General features: G+C 52.3%; 18 protein-coding genes and 1 tRNA gene. 8 read left to right on the forward strand and 11 right to left on the reverse strand.

The window, feature by feature from the left end:
- Window positions 1–45: 45 nt before the first annotated feature.
- Entirely contained in the window at window positions 46–1062 is a 1017-nt protein-coding gene (locus tag NQF89_RS02540; protein ID WP_155579380.1) for a lytic murein transglycosylase, read from the reverse strand.
- A 124-nt stretch (window positions 1063–1186) separates the two neighbouring features.
- Between NQF89_RS02540 and NQF89_RS02545 the strand changes: the two genes are divergently transcribed.
- Together NQF89_RS02545 and NQF89_RS02550 are read left to right on the forward strand one after the other, a co-directional pair.
- Window positions 1187–1759: a DedA family protein gene (locus NQF89_RS02545; RefSeq protein WP_266137436.1), complete on the forward strand. Its 573-nt coding sequence runs from the start codon at window positions 1187–1189 to the stop codon at window positions 1757–1759.
- Entirely contained in the window at window positions 1756–2823 is a 1068-nt protein-coding gene (locus NQF89_RS02550; protein WP_155573265.1) for an ATP-grasp domain-containing protein, read from the forward strand. Before NQF89_RS02545 ends, NQF89_RS02550 begins: the two co-directional genes overlap by 4 nt.
- A gap of 13 nt (window positions 2824–2836) precedes the next feature.
- On the opposite strand, the gene NQF89_RS02555 is transcribed toward NQF89_RS02550, so the two are convergent.
- Window positions 2837–3295 carry an MlaD family protein gene (locus tag NQF89_RS02555; RefSeq protein WP_155573266.1) on the reverse strand — a complete coding sequence of 153 codons (459 nt, stop codon included), beginning with the start codon at window positions 3293–3295 and terminating at the stop codon, window positions 2837–2839.
- 162 nt (window positions 3296–3457) lie between these two features.
- On the opposite strand from NQF89_RS02555, the gene NQF89_RS02560 reads away from it, so the two are divergent.
- Genes NQF89_RS02560 through NQF89_RS02570 form a run of 3 tightly spaced genes read left to right on the forward strand, consistent with a single transcriptional unit; the run spans window position 3458 to window position 7541 of the window.
- Window positions 3458–4327 (forward strand): undecaprenyl-diphosphate phosphatase, encoded by an 870-nt coding sequence (locus NQF89_RS02560; RefSeq protein ID WP_266137437.1) that lies wholly within the window; start codon window positions 3458–3460, stop codon window positions 4325–4327.
- A gap of 48 nt (window positions 4328–4375) precedes the next feature.
- Complete coding sequence (locus NQF89_RS02565; protein ID WP_266137438.1) at window positions 4376–5947, forward strand: APC family permease; 1572 nt, start codon at window positions 4376–4378, stop codon at window positions 5945–5947.
- 28 nt (window positions 5948–5975) lie between these two features.
- Entirely contained in the window at window positions 5976–7541 is a 1566-nt protein-coding gene (locus NQF89_RS02570) for an amino acid permease (RefSeq protein WP_155573268.1), read from the forward strand.
- Here NQF89_RS02570 and NQF89_RS02575 read toward each other — a convergent pair.
- Window positions 7529–8731, reverse strand: a complete 1203-nt coding sequence (locus NQF89_RS02575) for a mechanosensitive ion channel family protein (RefSeq protein ID WP_155573269.1) — start codon at window positions 8729–8731, stop codon at window positions 7529–7531. The two genes, NQF89_RS02570 and NQF89_RS02575, sit on opposite strands and share 13 nt — an antisense overlap.
- Window positions 8732–8921: 190 nt before the next feature.
- On the opposite strand from NQF89_RS02575, the gene NQF89_RS02580 reads away from it, so the two are divergent.
- Window positions 8922–8996 (forward strand) — tRNA-Met (locus NQF89_RS02580).
- A 156-nt stretch (window positions 8997–9152) separates the two neighbouring features.
- Here the strand turns inward: NQF89_RS02580 and NQF89_RS02585 are convergent.
- Complete coding sequence (locus NQF89_RS02585) at window positions 9153–9626, reverse strand: DUF4167 domain-containing protein (protein ID WP_099027112.1); 474 nt, start codon at window positions 9624–9626, stop codon at window positions 9153–9155.
- 179 nt (window positions 9627–9805) lie between these two features.
- Window positions 9806–10645, reverse strand: coding sequence for a peptide chain release factor N(5)-glutamine methyltransferase (gene prmC, locus NQF89_RS02590; RefSeq protein WP_266137439.1), 840 nt, complete (start codon window positions 10643–10645; stop codon window positions 9806–9808).
- A gap of 44 nt (window positions 10646–10689) precedes the next feature.
- Here prmC and NQF89_RS02595 point away from each other — a divergent pair, with 44 nt between their 5' ends.
- Entirely contained in the window at window positions 10690–11178 is a 489-nt protein-coding gene (locus NQF89_RS02595) for a hypothetical protein (protein ID WP_155573271.1), read from the forward strand.
- Between the two features lie 9 nt (window positions 11179–11187).
- On the opposite strand, the gene prfA is transcribed toward NQF89_RS02595, so the two are convergent.
- The 6 genes from prfA to NQF89_RS02625 form a co-directional block, all read right to left on the reverse strand.
- Window positions 11188–12261 (reverse strand): peptide chain release factor 1, encoded by a 1074-nt coding sequence (gene prfA, locus NQF89_RS02600; protein ID WP_155579383.1) that lies wholly within the window; start codon window positions 12259–12261, stop codon window positions 11188–11190.
- Window positions 12258–13508, reverse strand: coding sequence for a histidine--tRNA ligase (gene hisS / locus NQF89_RS02605; protein ID WP_266137440.1), 1251 nt, complete (start codon window positions 13506–13508; stop codon window positions 12258–12260). Before hisS ends, prfA begins: the two co-directional genes overlap by 4 nt.
- On the reverse strand, window positions 13508–14629 hold the full coding sequence (ispG, locus tag NQF89_RS02610) for a flavodoxin-dependent (E)-4-hydroxy-3-methylbut-2-enyl-diphosphate synthase (RefSeq protein ID WP_155579384.1): 1122 nt from the start codon (window positions 14627–14629) through the stop codon (window positions 13508–13510). The genes hisS and ispG overlap by 1 nt, the downstream gene beginning before the upstream one ends.
- Window positions 14630–14719: 90 nt before the next feature.
- Window positions 14720–15886 (reverse strand): RodZ domain-containing protein, encoded by a 1167-nt coding sequence (locus NQF89_RS02615; RefSeq protein WP_266137441.1) that lies wholly within the window; start codon window positions 15884–15886, stop codon window positions 14720–14722.
- An 18-nt stretch (window positions 15887–15904) separates the two neighbouring features.
- Complete coding sequence (locus NQF89_RS02620) at window positions 15905–16948, reverse strand: NAD(P)H-dependent flavin oxidoreductase (protein ID WP_155573276.1); 1044 nt, start codon at window positions 16946–16948, stop codon at window positions 15905–15907.
- Window positions 16945–18255, reverse strand: coding sequence for an aspartate kinase (locus tag NQF89_RS02625; RefSeq protein WP_407652345.1), 1311 nt, complete (start codon window positions 18253–18255; stop codon window positions 16945–16947). The genes NQF89_RS02620 and NQF89_RS02625 overlap by 4 nt, the downstream gene beginning before the upstream one ends.
- A gap of 125 nt (window positions 18256–18380) precedes the next feature.
- Between NQF89_RS02625 and ubiG the strand changes: the two genes are divergently transcribed.
- A complete protein-coding gene (gene ubiG, locus NQF89_RS02630) occupies window positions 18381–19142 on the forward strand; it encodes a bifunctional 2-polyprenyl-6-hydroxyphenol methylase/3-demethylubiquinol 3-O-methyltransferase UbiG (protein ID WP_266137442.1) in 762 nt (253 codons plus the stop codon).
- Window positions 19143–19210 lie beyond the last annotated feature (68 nt).

The raw sequence follows: 19210 nt of genomic DNA on the forward strand, positions 1-19210 counted from the left end.
AAGCCCTCTTTTTAGAAACCATCATGCCATACCCGATAAAACATCTTAGCGGGTAATGTAATCACCTAAAATCCCAACCGCTAATGCGTAATAATCGGACGGATTATAAGCTCGTATCGCTCGGAAATTACGATAAACAAGGAAGGCTTGTCCACCAGGCCCATCAGGTTGAAGCAAACTCCCCTCAGCTTGCGGGGCTAAAAAACGCGATGACTGCACAGGCCGGACACCTAACGCCGCCCATGTCCCCACCGGATGAACGGCAGCGTGACGCGATTTTGTTGCAGCAATTTGTTGGAACTGCCCATGAACTCCCAAGGGAACCGTTACTTCCTCCCCCCATGGCTCCCCACGCTGCCAACCAGACCGGCCTAAATAATGCGCAATAGAGGCAAAAACATCGGCCTCAGAGGTCCAAATATCGCATTTGCCATCACCATCACCATCGGCACCATAACGCAGATAAGCACTCGGCATGAATTGCGGTTGCCCCATCGCCCCTGCATAACTCCCCATCATCCGCGCGGGAGCTATCGCCCTTTGACCAAGAATATGCAGGGCCTTTAATAATTCACTCCGAAAAAAGGCGGCCCGGCGTCCATCATAAGCGAGTGTGGCAAGGGCGTCGATCACATTAAACCGCCCTTGCGTAGCCCCAAAGCCGGACTCCAAACCCCATATGCCCATAACGCTCGATTCATCACTGCCAAACCGCGCCCCTAATGGGCTGAGTGTGCCTTTAACACGCTGATAAACCTGTCGCCCTTGCTCTATGCGCGATGAGGTAATGACACGCTGACGATACTGCGCCCATGTCATTGTAAACTCAGGTTGATGACGGTCTAAGCGTAAAACCTCCTGATTCGGCTGTGCCGTCAACGCTAACGCTGCCTTCAACACATCAGAGGGGACATCTTCTGCAAGGGCCTGTTGGCGAACTCCCTGCAAAAAGGCCTGATACGAATCCCCACGCGCCCATGCATTCCGTGCGCCCCAGAGCGGCACGCTAGAGGCTACCGTACTGGCCATCATAGTTGCTAAAAGCTTACGTCTACCTAGCATATTAACCATCCCACACTATCCCTTCCTCTATAAAAACCTTATCCCACATCATGCGTTGTAGGAATTGAAGAACAATCTATTTCGTGCCACAACGCGCTCACTTCATAGTTAAGGCCGTTTCTTTGTGATTCGTCTCAATGCTCTTATGGCGTCCCAGCCTCTTTGGTTGAAGGCGTTCTCAATCATCCTTGGTACGTTCATCCTAGAGGATGTTGCAACCGTCTTAGCGGCCACTGCTGCTAAAAATGGCAATATTTCCAGCATAGCCGCTTTATTAAGCCTTTATGTAGGAGTTGTTGTTGGGGATGTTGGATTATACGGCCTTGGCCTTGCTGGGAGCCATTGGCAATTTCTTAGACGTTTTCTCACATTGCCGAGTGAGGAACAGGCCCGCAAATGGTTCTCCCGCAACATCATTGCAGTTGTCGCTATTGCGCGTTTTGTCCCCGGTGTGCGCTTGCCACTTTACACGGCTTGCGGGTTTTTCCGTGCTCCTTTCTGTGCGTTTGCCCTTACAGCCATTGCCGCAACATTAGTATGGACGAGCTTACTCTTTCTTCTCTCCCTACATATTAGCGGGTGGCTTCTCGCCCATAAAACCGGCTGGCGTTGGGCGGGTATTGTAGGATTCGTACTCTGTATTTTCATGATGGGCCGCTTCATCGGTCATCTTCAGCGTAGAAGTCACAAATCATGACCCTTCAGTCCGACCATAATGGTTCCTCCCTCTCTCTATTTGAGTTTTGGCCTGACAAAATCTTCTATACCCCCATTGCACTTTATTGGTTCTTTATGGGGTTACGCTACGGGGATTTAACCATCCCTACCGCGGCTAACCCTCGTATTGAAACAGGCGGGCTGTGTGGGGAGAGTAAAAGCTCCATCTTCGATCTCGCTGGCCCTATCGCCCAAGAGGTCATCGCCCCTTATCGTGTTATCCAAAATGACGCTCAGGCCTTCGAAAAGGTACTCGCTGCTTTGGATTCATTAGAGATTACCTACCCCTTCGTATTGAAGCCTGATATTGGCTGCAACGGAACAGGCGTAAAGCTCATCACCTCTCAAGACATGCTCCAAAATGTCCTGCCCCTGTTCCCTACCGGGGTGGCGTTGATGGTGCAAAAGCTTGTCCCCTATCCATCGGAAGTTGGCGTTTTTTACATTCGGCATCCTCGTGATGAAAAAGGCCATATTACCTCCCTCACCTACAAGGAGTCTCCCATCCTTACTGGTGATGGACATTCAACATTAAAAGACCTTATCCTCAACGACCCACGCATGGGGCAGATTCCTCAATTATATCTTCCTCGTATTAAGGGGCGGGAAAATGAGGTTCTGCCTGTTGGAGAGACGCTCTCACTCCTCTTTGCGGGGAATCATTGCAAAGGGTCCATCTTCCGTAACGGTAAGCAAGACATCACCCCTGCGCTAGAGGAACGAATCTGCGCCATTGTGCAGGATATACCTGATTTCCACTTTGGACGAATTGATCTTAAAGTCCTCTCCCCTGAATCCCTGCGTGAGGGGAAGGACTTCCAGATTATCGAAATTAATGGTGTCGGGTCAGAAGCTATCCATATTTGGGACCGCAGAACGACTCTAGCCGAGGCCTACCTCACCCAGTTCTACCATTATCGGCAGGCCTTCCTCATTGGGGCTGAAAAACGCAAACAAGGGTGGAAAAGCTCAGGCATCCTCGGCACGCTGCGTTCTTGGTTAAAGCAACGCCGCCTCCTCGCCTCTTATCCAACAAACGACTAAGCCACGCGCTTTTTTAAAGCTGCCCCGCACCGAAGATATAATTGCTAATCTGCTGCTCCAAAGAGAGCAGCGGATGCGCGTCCATAATTACAGCCCCAGCAGGTAAAGTCTGGGTCGCCTTACCGGGCATTATCTGCAAGGCATTATCCCCACCCACAGTGGGTGCCCCGATACCAACGGCCGTATCGGACGGTAATTTTAAACGATCCTCCACCACAAAGGACACATCCACAACGGCTGTCTCTGGGTTCAGGGTAATCGCCTTCACCCGGCCAACCGTCACCCCGGCAAGGTCTACATCCGCACCATTGGCTAGACCATTTGCGGAGCTAAAAACAGCATGATAGCCCACCATATGCCGTCCCGGCCCCTTTAGCAGCCCCAGCCCATAGGCCAAGAACGTGCAGGCCGCTATAAGAACACAGCTACTGGCGATAAATGCCCCACCACGCCCTTTAATCATTGCCTGCATAGACACCTCGAAATCTCATCGACCTTCTGTTACCATTATGGCGAAATGAAGGGCTTGATAATATATTACACATTCACGTTATCATGTCCTTTTACACCCTACCAGCGTTGACGCGTATTTTCCCCGCTTCTCCGTAATGAAGCACGACATCATGGTCCTTTTATGACATTATTTCAGGCTGTTATCCTCTCCCTCCTCCAAGGTATTACAGAGCCCTTCCCTGTCAGCAGCTTGGGTCATGCTGTTCTCCTTCCTGCTTTGTTGCATTGGCCATTGGATGAGCATAGCCCACTCTTTCTGCCCTTCTTAACCATGTTACATGTTGGCACACTGGTTGCTCTCGCTCATGTCTTTTGGGCCGATTGGTGGATGATTCTTTCTGGGCTTTTTACGCCGCGTCAAACCCCACAAAAACGCTCTCAAGCAATACATTTATGCCGTTTGCTCGTAGTGGCAACGCTACCAGCGGTGTTCATCGGGGGGATATTTGAGCATTATCTCCGCCATATATTTGCCAACCCCCTTATGGTAGCGGGTTTTCTTACCCTCAATGGCCTTTTGCTCATCACGACAGAAGCTATGCGCCGCCGTGCTTTACGCCAGACACACTTTAGTAAAAACGATTCACCTAAGCTTGATTCCCTAACCCTAAAAGATGCTCTTTCGATAGGTTTTTGGCAGTGTCTTGCCCTGCTCCCCGGCCTCTCACGCTCTGGCGCAACCATCAATGGTGGTTTAATGCGCGGGCTAGACCATCTTACAGCCACACGTTTCTCCCTCCTCATGGCTCAACCGATTATCCTTGCCGCTACGGCTAAAGAAGCGTGGCAGCTCCGCCATGCTCACCTCTCCACCCCTATCATTGAACAATCCCTCTTAGGGGCCTTCATTGCCGGAATCACGGCGTTTATTTGCTCGCGCTTATTATTGCGCTTCTTTAAGGAGGAGAGCCAACATACCTTAACGGGCTTTGGTCTTTACTGCCTCATTGCCGGTATTGGCAGCGGATTATGGCTCTATATCGCCCCCTAAAAGCAGAAAAAAGACATCTCATAATTTACAAATGCGCTCTAAAAGGCCATGAAAGAAATATTCCGGTATCATACCGTTTTCGGAGCGTTATGGATGAATAAAGCCCGCCGCAAAACTCTTGCCCAAATCCAAGCCACAGGCAAGCAACACAACCTCAAGCGCAGCCTTGGGGCAACGCAGCTCCTCCTCTTAGGGGTTGGTACGGCTATCGGGGCGGGGGTTTATGTCATCACCGGGACAGCCGCGGCGGAATATGCTGGCCCTTCTGTCTTACTCTCCTTTCTCATCGCTGCAGCGGCCTGCCTTTTTGCTGCACTTTGTTACGGAGAGTTAGCCTCTACCTTCCCCGTATCTGGCTCAGCTTATTCTTACGCTTATCTCTCCATGGGGGAGAGGATGGCATGGGTTATCGGCTGGCTCCTCTTGTTGGAATATGGCGTTGCTGGCACGGCTGTTGCCGCTGGTTTTTCGGGGTATCTTACCTCGTTGTTGGAAAACTTTAACATCCATCTCCCCGCCATTATTACCCAAACGACCTTTCAATCTATTCCTCATTCCACCAGTGGGCTTTTATCATTTCACCATAACATCAACCTACCGGGGCTGCTTGTGATGCTCTTTATCAGCCTCATTCTCATACGCGGGATTGAAGCTGTCGCACGGTTTAATACGACTTTTGTGTGCATCAAAATCGCTGTTCTTGCCCTCTTTGTGGCGATTGGTGTGTTTTATATAAGCCCTGCCAACTGGCATCCCTTTATTCCCCCCTCACAAGGGAACTTCCATTTCGGCATTGCGGGGATTTTTCGGGCAGCGTCTATCATCTTCTTTGCTTATGGCGGATTTGAGACCGTCTCCACCGCTGCGGCAGAAGCCCGCAACCCAACGCGTGATGTCCCTATCGGCATCATTGGTAGCCTTGTAATTTGCACCATCGTTTATGTAACCGTTGCCGCTGTCCTTTTAGGGGTAGCCCCTTACCATCTTCTTGATAGAGCTGACCCTTTAGCGGTTGCCACAATGCTCATCCATAAGCCATGGCTTGCTTTGCTCATCAATGCAGGGGCAACCATCGGCCTTTTCTCGGTCCTAATTGGGCTGCTTTATGCAATCTCCCGCATGGTCCATGCCATTAGTCATGATGGTTTATTGCCACGCGTCTTCAGCATTATTCATCCCCAGTTTAAGACCCCATGGCTCGCCACAATTCTGCTCGGCCTCCTCATGGGAGTGATGAGTGCAACCATGCCTATCGCCCTCCTAGGAGACCTCCTTTGCATTGGGACGACCCTAGCCTTTGCCATGGTCTGCTTTACCGTTATCTGGCAACGTAATCAGGACCCCAAGGCGCATCGTCCCTTCCAAGTGCCACTGGGGGCTATCTATATTCGTGGTATTTGGTTGGGCATTACCCCTTTATTAGGGATTTTCTTCTGCCTTTGTATGCTCATACCCCTTGGGCTGAACATTATACGCTCCACACTCAACGGAAATCTCATCCCATTGCTCTTTTTCATCATCTATGCCGCTCTTGGGGTATGCACTTATCTCTTTTATGGGCGACATAACTCGACTATGAACCAGAAATCTCCCCATCACCCTCATAATCATCACTCCTAACGCCATTACTGGATAGCCTCTCACTCTTATGCCTAAACACTCTCGTCACTCCGCTAAGAAACGTCGTGATCCACGGCGGAAAACGATGGATCAAATCACGGCGGAAAATGATTCCATGACGCTTAAACGCAGCCTAACAGCCACCCAATTACTGCTAATGGGAGTGGGGACGACCGTTGGGGCAGGTGTTTATGTCATGACGGGTACTGCCGCGGCAGAATATGCAGGTCCGGCCGTCCTGCTCTCCTTCCTTATTGCCGCAGCATCCTGCTTATTTACGGCCTTTTGTTATGGGGAACTTGCTTCAACCTTTCCCGTAGCAGGCTCCTCCTACTCTTATGCTTATATCGCTATGGGAGAGCGCACGGCATGGAACATTAGCTGGCTCATGCTGTTGGAATATGGCATCTCTTGCACGGCAGTGGCGGCTGGGCTTTCGGGCTATCTAAACTCCTTATTAGGCATCTTCCACATCCATCTCCCGCAATGGTTAACCCATACCAGCCTACAGCCTGTCCCCGGCTCTGAAGGGACTGCCCTAACAGCGGGATGGCGGCTCGATCTTATTGGGTTTCTCTCCGTAATTTTGGTGACGGCCTTATTAGCCCGTGGGGTGGAAGAATCGGCACGCTTTAACTCCCTCATCGTAGCGTTAAAGATTGGCGTGTTATTTCTCTTTCTCATTATCGGCGTGGGCTATATTACCCCTGCCAACTGGGTCCCTTTTATCCCGCCTGCTCAAGCGAATTTCCATTTTGGCGTGGCAGGGATTTTCCGTGCCGCCTCAATTATCTTCTTTGCCTATGGCGGGTTTGAGGCCGTCTCCACCGCCTCCTCCGAAGCCCGCAATCCAACGCGAGATATTCCTATCGGGATTATCGGTAGCTTGCTTATCTGCACCGTTATCTATGTCGCGGTAGCAGCTGTTCTATTAGGGATTGTCCCTTACGCTAAGCTTGATGTTGCAGACCCCCTCGCCGTGGCCACGCAAATTATGGGCAAGCCATGGCTTGCGCTGTTAGTCAATGGTGGGGCAACCATTGGCCTTGCCTCTGTGCTGCTAGGTTTAATGTATGGGCAATCGCGCATCCTGCTAACCACTGGGCGCGATGGATTAATCCCCTCCGTCTTTAGCGAGATTCATCCCCGTTATCGTACCCCTGCGCGTGGAACCTTCATTATGGGCGGGATTATTGCCCTTATGACGGCGACCCTCCCTATTGATATTATCAGCGACCTCGTTTCCCTCGGTACGGCCCTTGCCTTTGCCATGGTCTGCTTTACCGTCATTTGGCAACGTAATTACGCACCTGAAACTAAACGCCCTTTCCGCGTGCCTTTAGGGGGAATCCGCATTCGCGGTTTTTGGATTGGTGTTACCCCCCTTCTCGGAATTATCTTCTGCCTTGTGATGATTCTACCGCTGCTCTTTAATATGGTGCATGCCCTATTGGGAGGAAACCCCGTGCCTGTCCTTCTCTTGGTCGGCTATTTCCTCATCGGGGTACTAACATATCGTTTTTATGGATTTCACAACTCCCTCATGGCCCCATCGCGCCCTCACGAGCAAGGGACATCATCTCACCCGGAGTGAGCCCCACTCTCCGGCCCCCTATAGCTGCCCGGCGGGGGGCAGTGTATAGGGGGTGAGAGTAATGTATCGGGGTCTGTTATGTCCAGCTTCGCCCCTGTCTCGGGTGAGACAAATGCCACACGCCGCCGCGGCAGGGCTTGAGGGAAATGCTCCCGAATATGGGCAATAGCCTTCTCCCGAATATCGCAGCGTAAATCCCAGCTCTGCATCGCATTGCGCGCACTCGCAATGATACGCACTGACATAGCTTGGTCTGTACAGTCGGACACTTGGGCATCAAACACCTTGCCATCCCATAAAGGGCAGCCCCGTACGATTTCCCGCAACACATCGCGGATTTCATCCATTGGGGCATCATAATCCAACCAAAGAAACACAACCCCCGTAATCGCTGCGGAATTATGAGTCCAATTCTCAAAACGATTTTCAAGAAAATAAGAGATAGGCACAATATGACGCCGCCAATCCCAGACGCGCAGCACCACATAGGTGGCTGTTATCTCCTCCACCCAGCACCAATCCCCATTAATCACCACCAAATCTTCCATACGGATAGGCTGGGTAATGGCAATTTGTACCCCAGCGATAAGATTCGTCAGTAAGCCACGGGCTGATAAACCGACAATCAAAGACGCTGCACCAGCAGAGGCAAAAAGAGACACCCCATATTGCTTCACCGAAGGAAAGAGCATTAACGCTGAAGCAACCGTGATAAGGCCAATTAGGATCTCCCCCAGCCGCCGCAATACTTTAATTTGCGTCTGATGGGCACGCGCCATGATGTCATCTGCATAATCTAGCCGCTCCAGACGGTTAAGATACGCCTCTGACATTAAGCGAAATGTAGTGATGAGGGAGAAGCCAAATACCAAAATCAACACAAAGAATAGGAAAAGGCGAAGGTCTTGCTCTTGATCGTAAGAAAAGCCTGTCGCTGCGGGTAAGGCGGCGAGGAGCGCAAATACCGTCACCATCACCTGCATAGGCCGCCGCAATGCACTCACCGTATTGCGAATCATCGCCCCGCTACGCGTACCCGGAATACGCAAAATGAGCGCACTAGCCCCATAACCTAAATAAAAGGCCGCCAACCCCACAATCAGCAACATAAGGATAGATACGATGGCCGGTGGTAACCAAGACAACGCATTGCTGAAGGTGAACAAGACATCTGTAAAATGCTGAGACAAAAAGGCCGCCCCCATTCTCTTATGGCTAATATGGCTGAACGTTCACGAGGGAGAAAAATAACAGCCACATCTCTGAAAGAACATAGAAAAGAATAAAAAACGTAAACTCTATTCCTCTAGAGTGTTGACTCACCCAGCCGCTTGCCATAAAAGCACACCCATCGTGAGCGCGGGCTTACGAAGACATGATGGCGGCGTAGCTCAGTGGTAGAGCAGGGGAATCATAATCCCTTGGTCGGCGGTTCAAATCCGTCCGCCGCTACCATCTTCTTCCTATAAAATGATGTGGCGTTCTTCGATAGGCGTGCTTTAGCGCAAGCGCGTTATATTGCTTGGCGTTTTGCACCACTTCTCTTTATAAAAAAAAGCAGATTGACCTAAGGCCAATCTGCTTCCTCCATCTCCCCCTTACGAAAGATAATCAATCTTCATCATCCTGAGGCTCAGCGTCCTCCTCATGACGTTCAGCACGTCTCCGCCGTTCTGTCGGGCGGCGTTCACTGCTGCTCGCTACAGGGGCAGAATCATCTTCATCCTGCTCTCTACGCTCCCGTGCATCGCGGCGTTCTTGCCGTGCTTGCTCATAATTACGCTGCCGCTCGGCACGTTCTTGCTGAGCAGCTTGTGCGGCTTGATTCATCGCATTCAAAACGCGGAAATAATGCTCCGCATGTTGGAAATAGGCCTCCGCCTGCACACGATCGCCTGTCCCAGTTGCATCGCGCCCTAGCTGAAGATATTTCTCAAAAAGCTGCTGAGCTGTGCCACGAATACGCAAATCCGGCCCGTGACTCTCAAACACATGGTTCCGGTTCAGAGGAATCTGACCATTATTGCCGCGGGACGTTCCCCCGCCCCCGCCTGCACGATGATGACGGTTCCTCATTCGCTTCATATTCTCAAACCCGCAATCTTTTCAAAATGGTGCATTAAAGTCGCCAATTTGTTGCTTCTTCTTATTACGCTTGGGAAGAAACACCAGAACAAAGAGGCAAGGGCTATCGCTGCCCGCATCACCTCTCTCTTTAACAAAGCGCAATCTATCAGGCCTTAGCGCATAAGCCAACCGCTTTCCTACGAAAAGGTAAGAACCAACGCACGTTCTATCCCGCCAAGGTCTTTCCGGCACGCTACTCGCTTTAACCCCTCGGCCTCTGCTAATAGGGTTACGGCCTCGGCTTGGCCTATCCCTAGCTCTAAAATTGCACAGCCATCTTCTGCCAATAAATGCGGTAGGCTTTTGCATAAAGCACGATAGGCGATTAACCCATCATCACCGCCATCTAAAGCACGATGTGGCTCATATTGCCGGACCTCCGGCATGAGCTGTGCCATGACCTCATGCTCAATATATGGCGGGTTAGAGAGCACCACATCAAAAGGCCCTTTCACTGCCTCTGCCCAGCAGCCTGCAATAAAAGCGGCTCGCTCTGCTAAGTGATTCCGCCGCGCATTATGCTGGGCTAACTGCGCAGCTTGGGGCGCAATATCCACCCCCAATCCCCACGCTTGCGGATACTCACTGAGAGCAGCCAGGAGCAAGCAACCCGTCCCTGTCCCTATATCCAGAATCGAGCGTACAGACTCACGCTCTGGCTTATGCGCCAATAACGCCTCAATTAGGCTCTCACTATCCCCGCGTGGGATGAGTGTCTCTGGTGAGACGGAGACATCCAACGTCCAAAAGCCCTGCTCCCCCGTGATGAAGGCCATAGGCTCCCGCGCACATCGCCGCTCCAGCGCGGTGGAAAAACGATCCACAGGTGCTGCCTCAATCTCCGTAAGGTGCATAAGCTCCAGCGGCGTACATTCACACGCCCAGCAAAGTAATAAACGTGCCTCAGAGCTAGCATCTTCTATCCCTGCGAGAGAAAGCCTCTCCACGGCGTGCCGTAAAAGGTCTATTTTACGCATAACATCATCTCCGACGGCTCACCTGTCTTTTTTGGGAGGATAACATGACCATACGCCCGTACCTTCGCTCCGTACTCTTATCCTCTTTAGGCGGTTTCATCCTCACCGCCTCGGCATGGAGTGCCACAACACCCCCCATGCCCGATGGCCCAACGGGAGGGAGTTTTACCGTCCATGATGGCCGCGCCTCGGATGAATTATCCGAAGAATCACGCCTTTATGTAAATGGACAGCTTGCAGCGACCTTCCATCTCGACCTCGCCCATGCTGATGATTCCGCTATTATTCCACTACCTTTAGGCCGGACGGACCTGCCTTACAGCCTGTGCGGTACAATCACCATTATGCGTGATGGCCATGCTGTAACGCGCTCAGTAAGTGGGGAAGGTATCCTCCATAACCCTGATGGGCATTATTACGAAGCCATCGGCACAGAAGAGTTTAAAGATTTCTTCTTGATGGATGAGGATGACCCCACCGCCGCTGAGCATCGCAATGGCCCTTCTTCCCGCTGTATTACCTCCAACAGCTAATCGCGACCATTAAGGCTGGCCGATTTCCTCCGCCAAGAGGGCCATCTGCTCATGATGGGTGAGCGCATTGACAATCTCACCAAACTCCCCGCCCATCACCTGAGCAATCTTATAAAGAGTCAGATTAATGCGGTGGTCCGTCACGCGCCCTTGGGGAAAATTATAGGTCCGAATCCGCTCTGACCGATCCCCCGTCCCCACTTGGGACTTACGATCTGCCGCGCGGTTCTCATGGGCTTTTTGGCGTTCTGCCTCATAAAGACGAGCGCGCAAAATCTGCATTGCCTTGGCCTTATTGCGGTGCTGGCTCTTTTCCTCCTGCATCGCTACGACAACACCCGTGGGTAAATGTGTGATACGGACAGCACTTTCAGTCTTATTCACATGCTGTCCCCCTGCACCGGAGGCACGATACACATCAATCCGTAAATCTTCCTCATTTACCTCCACATCCACTTCTTCCGCCTCTGGCAGAACAGCGACTGTAACAGTGGAGGTATGTATCCGGCCTTGGCTCTCTGTCGCAGGGACACGTTGAACCCGATGCACACCAGATTCATACTTAAACCGTGCAAACACGCCGCGCCCTGTGATGGTCGCCATCCCCTCCTTCATGCCAGAAAGTTCACTCTCTGTGAGGGACATGACCTCAAAACGCCAGCCGTTATTTTCAGCAAAACGGCGATAAGCCTCAAATAATTCTGCAGCGAAAAGAGCCGCCTCATCCCCACCAGCCGCGGGTCGAACCTCTAAAATCGCGCTACGCTCATCAGCATCATCGCGAGGGAGCAGTGCAAGCTGCATCGCCTGCTCCAAAGCAGGCATTTCCGCCTCGACCTCTTCTAGCTCTTGCTGAGCAAGCTCTTTCATCTCCGGATCTTGCAAAAGGCTTTGCGCCTCTTTGAGACGTTTCTGCCCCTCTTGCCATGCCCGAATCGCCGCAACAGGCTCCTCCATCGCCGCATAATCACGCGATAGACGGGAGAAAGCCTCTCCCTCCACCTCACCAGAGGCCATGAGAGCCTGCAATTCCTCAAAACGAGCAATAATCAGCTCTAGCTTATGCTCAATCGCCGTGCTCATGAGTTCCGAGCGCGCTCCAAAGCCTCAACAAGCTGCCCAATGGGGACTTCCTCTTGCTCCCGTGTGGCCAGATGACGCAACTGCACCACATCACGAGCGAGGTCATCATCACCGAGGAAAAGAACATGAGATGCCCCGGATTGCACAACGCGATCCATCCGCTTCTTCATATTCCCCCGCGTCTCTATCGCAAGGGAGAAACCATGGTCACGCAATGTGCGGGCAAGAGACGCCGCCTTAAGCAAGGCTGTATCTCCCATAGGGAGAATCGCAACATCGCTCACCTCCTCCGCAGGGGGGGCAATTAATGCCGCAAGACGCTCAATCCCCGCAGCCCAACCGATACACGGCACGGCAGGGCCGCCCATCTCCTCCACTAATCCTTCATAACGACCACCAGCCAACACCGTCCCTTGTGCGCCCAATTTATCCGTGACGAACTCAAAGACTGTATGGCTGTAATAATCCAACCCACGCACAATGCGGGGATTCTCCACAAACGCGACGCCAAAAGCCGCTAAGGCCGCCTTCAACTCCTGCCAGAAATGACGAGAATCCTCATTAAGGAAATCATCAAACGCAGGGGCATCCGCTAAGAGGGCTTTATCCTGCTCGGCCTTACTATCCAAAATGCGCAAAGGATTCAGCGCAAGCCGTGCCCGACTCTCTTCCGAGAGACGCTCTTCATGCTGGCGAAAATAAGCGACCAACGCCTCCCGCCATGCCATACGGCTCGCTTTATCGCCCAGCGTATTTAGCTCCAACGTGAGGTCATCACCCAAGCCAAGCGAGACCAGAAAATCCCGCGCCATGGCGATAATCTCTGCATCTCGAAAAGCACTCTCCGCCCCAATCAGCTCCGCCCCAATTTGATGAAACTGGCGAAAACGGCCTTTTTGTGGACGCTCATAACGGAACATCGGTCCCGTATAGAAAATCTTCTGCGGGAGGACTTGCGTCAACGCATTGGAGACTAACGCCCGTGCAACCCCCGCTGTTCCTTCTGGACGTAAGGTGAGGCTCTCACCACCGCGATCCTCAAATGTGTACATCTCCTTAGAGACAACATCCGAGCTTTCCCCTAAGGAACGCGCAAAAACGGCCGTATCCTCAAAAATAGGCGTTGCCCATTGGCGAAAACCATAGCGGTGGAAGATTGTCTGCCCAGCGTCAATCACCCGCTGATGGCGGCGCATATCCTCGCCTAAAAGATCCTTTGTCCCGCGCGGGGGTTGCAAACGTGCCATTAATGTGCGGCCTTCTCAGCTGTACCGGCCTCTATAGCCTCCACGCGTGCTTCTACCAGCTGAACAATATGCTCAATCATATTGTCAGCGGGCATTGTATGATCCTGCTTACCCGCCGCATAGACCATATGGCGACCAGAGCCACCGCCTGTTACCCCAATGTCGGTCATCAAAGCTTCACCCGGGCCATTAACCACACAGCCAATGATGGAGAGTGTCAACGGTGTTTTAATATGCTGCAACCGGTCCTCTAACGTCTGGACGGTTTCCACCACATTAAAGCCCTGCCGCGCACAAGAGGGGCATGAAATAATCTTCACCCCACGATGACGCAGACCAAGGGATTTGAGAATATCCCACCCAACCAGCACTTCTTCCTCTGGAGGGGCAGATAGTGAGACACGCATCGTATCACCCACGCCAGCCCAAAGGAGATTGCCAAGCCCTAGTGCGGATTTCACCGTCCCCGCACGTTTAGACCCGGCCTCTGTAATGCCAATATGAAGCGGATGGTCACAACAAGCAGCAAGCTGCTTATAGGCTTCCACCGCCATAAAGACATCCGAAGCCTTCACGCTGATTTTAAACTCATGAAAATCATGATCCTGAAGAATCTTCGCATGCTCTAACGCACTTTCGACAAGAGCTTCCGGCTTTGGCTCGCCATATTTCTCCAATAGGTGACGCTCCAAAGAGCCAGCATTGACCCCAATACGAATGGAGCAGCCATGATCACGCGCTGCCTTTACAACCTCGCGCACACGCTCCGCACTGCCGATATTCCCCGGATTAATCCGCAAACAAGCGGCCCCGGCCTCAGCAGCCTCAATAGCCCGTTTATAGTGGAAATGGATATCCGCAACGATGGGGGTGTTGACCTCCTCCACAATGGTTTTTAAGGCCTCCGTACTCCCCACATCAGGACAAGATACACGCACAATATCCACGCCAGCTAATTCAGCTTTGCGTATTTGAGCAATTGTACCTTCAATATCTGTGGTGAGTGTGTTCGTCATAGTTTGCACCGAGACAGGTGCATCACCACCAACGGCAACATCACCAACATAGATCTTCCGTGATTTACGGCGTTCAATATGCTGATAAGGACGTAAACTGCTCATTAAAACCTCTCCGGGTTACTTCTCTTATAACCCATGATGAACCAACCTGCTCCCACATACAGAGCAAGCATAATAGTATGGCGGCGTTTATCAGTGCGCAGCCGCTGCAGGGGACGCTCCCGTTAATGGAGAGCCATAACCATAATGACCCTGCGTGATGGCGATAGCATCCACAGTTAGATTACGCACCACGCGCCCACGCTGCCCTAAAGGTGCGCTTACAACATTCCCTGTCTGAAAAACAACACCCCCCGCATTACCACAGGTGATGCGATAACTCGCCCCAGCCGTGCCTTGCCATGTTTCACCCGGCTTCAGAACCTTCGCGAAAAGGACCTTCCCCGTTGAATCACTTACCTGCACCCAACTATCCTCACGCGCCACAATGCTTACAGCATCTTCCACGGACTGAGCAGGCTGAAACGGCTGAACAACCGGCTTTTGTGCAGGTGTTGCCGCAACAGGTTGGGCCGCAGTTGAGGGGACATCCACCGGCTTTTGCTCCGCTGGCCCCTGCGTTGGAGACGTTGTTTGAACAGATGTAACAGGCCCATTAGCGATAGCCTGTCCTTCTTTATCAAAAGAGCTGCTTCCCTCCGTGGAGGACGGTAGAGCCTCCGGTGCTGGTGGTATGTCGGGCGTATCTTTGGCCGACTCATCTACCTTCTGCGCGCCTTCCTGCGGTGAGGTCGCTCCTACTGGGGGAGATACTGTAGCAAGCTGCTGAGATTGTGTCTCTGAAGTGGATGTGACAGTCGCAACGGCCTTTTTCTCCACTGCTTGAGGGGCATTAGCCTCGCTTGTCATATGCGCAGGCAAAATGGACGAGCCTAACTCCCCATGGGAATAGAAATGATACCACCCCACATAACCACCGGCGATAACGATCAACCCAACGCCCAGTAGGAGCCACAAACCCGCAGAGCGTCCCTCTTGCGGGCCGGGAAGGTCTAACTGCATTGTGTGTCGTTTTGGCACAAGGGAGGCAAGCTCTCGCTCGGCTTGCTCCATAACATTTGCAACATCAAGACCAAGGAAGTGAGCATAGCTTTTGATGAAACCAAACGCATAGACCTTATCGGGCAAATCCGCATAACGCTCGCTCTCAATCGCCTGAAGAGTCGCATGTCGCATTTTAAGATACGACTCAACCTGCTCTAAGCTCCAGCCTAGCTCTACGCGCCGCTTCCGCAAGCGGGCACCAAGCGTCACAGATGCCTGCCCGGCCATATCATGCCTTTTATTTGCTTCTGTCATGGTACCCTCTCGCTTGCCTTATTCCATACCCTGAAGGCGACGCTCACGCACTTGCAAAGCCTCGACTGCTTGGTCCACCAATGTTGTAATAATCTCTGCAACAGGGCGAATCTCTTTCACCATCCCCACAGATTGTCCGGCCATCATCGAGCCATTTTCAACATCGCCTTCAATCACCGCGCGCCGCAACGCCCCAGCCCAGAAATGCTCAATCTCTAACTGGGCTGCTTCACGCTCAATCTGACCTTTACGGAAACGCTCAATCACATCAGCCTGATGTTCCATAAAATGACGCGTTGCAGCATTGGCTAAGCCGCGTACCGGGATGACGGGGAACCGCTCATCCAACTGTACGGACATTACAGCATCACGCGCATTACCGCGGCGGAAAGCCTGCTTAAAACGCTCATGCGCAATACTCTCCTGCGAGGCCGCAAAAATCGTCCCAAATTGGCCCCCAGCCGCCCCTTGCTCCAAGTAAGAGAGAACCGCATCCCCGCGGCCTAACCCCCCTGCAACAAACACGGGCACCTCGGTGATATTCGGTAATATCTCTTGAGCAAGAACATTCAACGAGACGGGACCAACATGCCCCCCGGCCTCAGACCCCTCAATCACCAGAGCCTCAATCCCTAGCTTGACCAAGCGTTTCCCCAAGGCCACAGCCGGCGCAAAACCCATAGCCCGCGCCCCACCATCACGCACACGGCGGATAATCGACCCGCTCGGCACGCCACCAGCTAAAACAACATGGCTGACATTATGCGCTAAGCAGACATCCACCAAGGCTTCTAACTTCGGGTGCATAGTGATGAGATTCACACCGAAAGGCTGGTCCGTAAGAGCTTGTGTCGCCACAACCTCCTCCTCCAAACGCTCCGGCTCCATCGCTCCACAGGCAATTACGCCAAATCCCCCTGCATTAGAAATCGCAGAAACAAGATTGCGCTCACTCACCCATGACATCGCCCCGCCAAGAATAGAGTACCGGCTCCCTAAAAAGTCACAGCCCGGCTTCCAAAGCTGGTCTAATACAGCGCGTGCCTTCATCTCGTCACTCATGGCTGTTCTCCAACAGGTGCATCCAAGCCATAAGCTGTGTGCAATGCACGCATAGCCAGCTCCATATATTCTGCATCAATAAGGACGGAAATCTTAATCTCACTGGTGGAGATTACCTGAATATTAATCCCCTTCTCCGCCAAGGTGCGGAACATGGTTGCCGCCACGCCTGTATTAGAGCGCATACCAACGCCCACCACGCTTATTTTGGCCACATTGCGGGAGGTACTTAATGCCCCATAGCCAATATCAACCCGCATTTCCTCTAAAATCTGGCATGCCCGCTCAGCATTACCTTTCCCTACGGTGAAGGTCATGTTCGTGCTACGATCTGCCCCAATGCTTTGGACGATCATATCAATATTCAAACCAGCAGCCGATAAAGGGCCAAAAATCCGTGCGGCTATACCCGGTTCATCGGGCACTTGTCGGATGGTGATTTTCGCATCATCCATAGAATAGGCAATCCCGGTAACCAGCTTCTTTTCCACGCTTTCGTCCTCATCCACAACTATGGTCCCGCTCTTATCGTCCGTTTCGACAAAAGAAGACAGAACGCGCACATGCACCCTCTCGCGCATGGCAAGCCCAACGCTGCGTGTTTGCAGCACCTTAGCCCCTACAGAGGCTAGCTCTAACATTTCCTCATAAGTAATACGATCTAACCGCTGGGCCTGCTTTACGATGCGCGGGTCGGTTGTATAAATCCCATCGACATCAGTATAAATGTCACACTGGTCCGCCTTAATCGCCGCCGCTAATGCAACGGCTGATGTATCGGACCCACCGCGCCCTAACGTGGCAATACGCCCATGCGCATCTACCCCTTGGAAGCCAGCGATAACTGGCACTACCCCTTCATCCATACAGGCGCGCAAAGCACGTCCCTCCACATCTTCAATCGCAGCACAACCATGTGATTCATCGGTCCGTAACGGGATTTGCCATCCTTGGAAGGACCGCGCAGGCACCCCAATCGCCCCCAAAGCAATGGCTAATAAACCACTCGTCACCTGCTCACCAGAGGCGACAACAGCGTCATATTCAGCAGGATCAGCCTGTGAGTCGAGGTCGCGACAATAATGCACCATTTGGTTCGTCACACCCGACATCGCCGAGACAACCACAGCCACACGTTGCCCACGCGCACGCTCTTTTTTAACTTTCTCCGCTACAATGCGAATACGCTCTAAGTCTTTGACGGACGTACCGCCAAACTTCATTACGACTGTACGAGAAACAGATGGCGACGAAAGCGCATCATCAACGGACTGCGCTGTATCATCTGAACAGTCGGGCATGGACATCTGAAAGGCGGCTCCAATATTAAGGCTATCATTGCATAAATATCTGTCTCACATAGCTCCCCTGCCCTTTTCCGTCTAGCCACAACATGGCAGAAAAGCATCTCGACTCTTGGAGAGGTGCCAAAATGCCCATTTCATCACCATTACACGAACACTCTCACACGCACACCTCGTCCGTTGTGGAGGATGAAATTAACCAATTCGCAGCATTAGCCGCACAATGGTGGGACCCTAAAGGGCCTATGGCCCCCCTCCATGCTATGAATCCGCTGCGGACCTCATGGGTTTTCAAGCGTCTCCCCTCCGCCTTATTCTCCCAAGCGACACCACCCAGCCTCCTAGATATTGGCTGCGGCGCGGGGATCGCTTGTGAACGCTTTGCAAGCCTAGGCTTTAACACATTAGGGGTTGATGCCAGCCAAGAGGGCATTAAGGCCGCCCAAGCCCATTTGGAGCGTTACCCTTTACCCCCCCATGCAGCCCCTCTCCATTATATATGCAGCACAGCAGAAGCATTATTGGAGGAAGGACGGCAATTTGATGTTATCTCCGCTTTGGAGGTCATCGAGCATGTACGGGACCCGCAAGAGTTCCTCTCCACACTTGTAAGCCTGACAAAACCCGGCGGGTATATTGCCATCTCGACCATGGATCGCAGCATCCGCTCCTTCCTCATGGCGAAATTGGGAGCGGAATATCTGCTGCGCCTTCTGCCCATCGGCACCCATGATTGGAAGAAGTTTATCCGCCCAGCGGAGTTAGACCAAATGGCACGCCGAGCAGGCCTGCGGCTTTTGGACCTCAAAGGCCTTAGCTATCGGCCTCCTCAGTGGTATGAGAGCCATGATACGAGCGTGAATTACATCGCTCTTTTCCACAAACCCTAACATTTCAGCAAAAAGAAAAGGCACCTCATCACAAGGTGCCTTTCTTCCAGAAAACCCTACCTTATAGC

It is taken from the genome of Bombella pollinis, from assembly GCF_026385485.1.
GTDB lineage: Bacteria > Pseudomonadota > Alphaproteobacteria > Acetobacterales > Acetobacteraceae > Bombella > Bombella pollinis.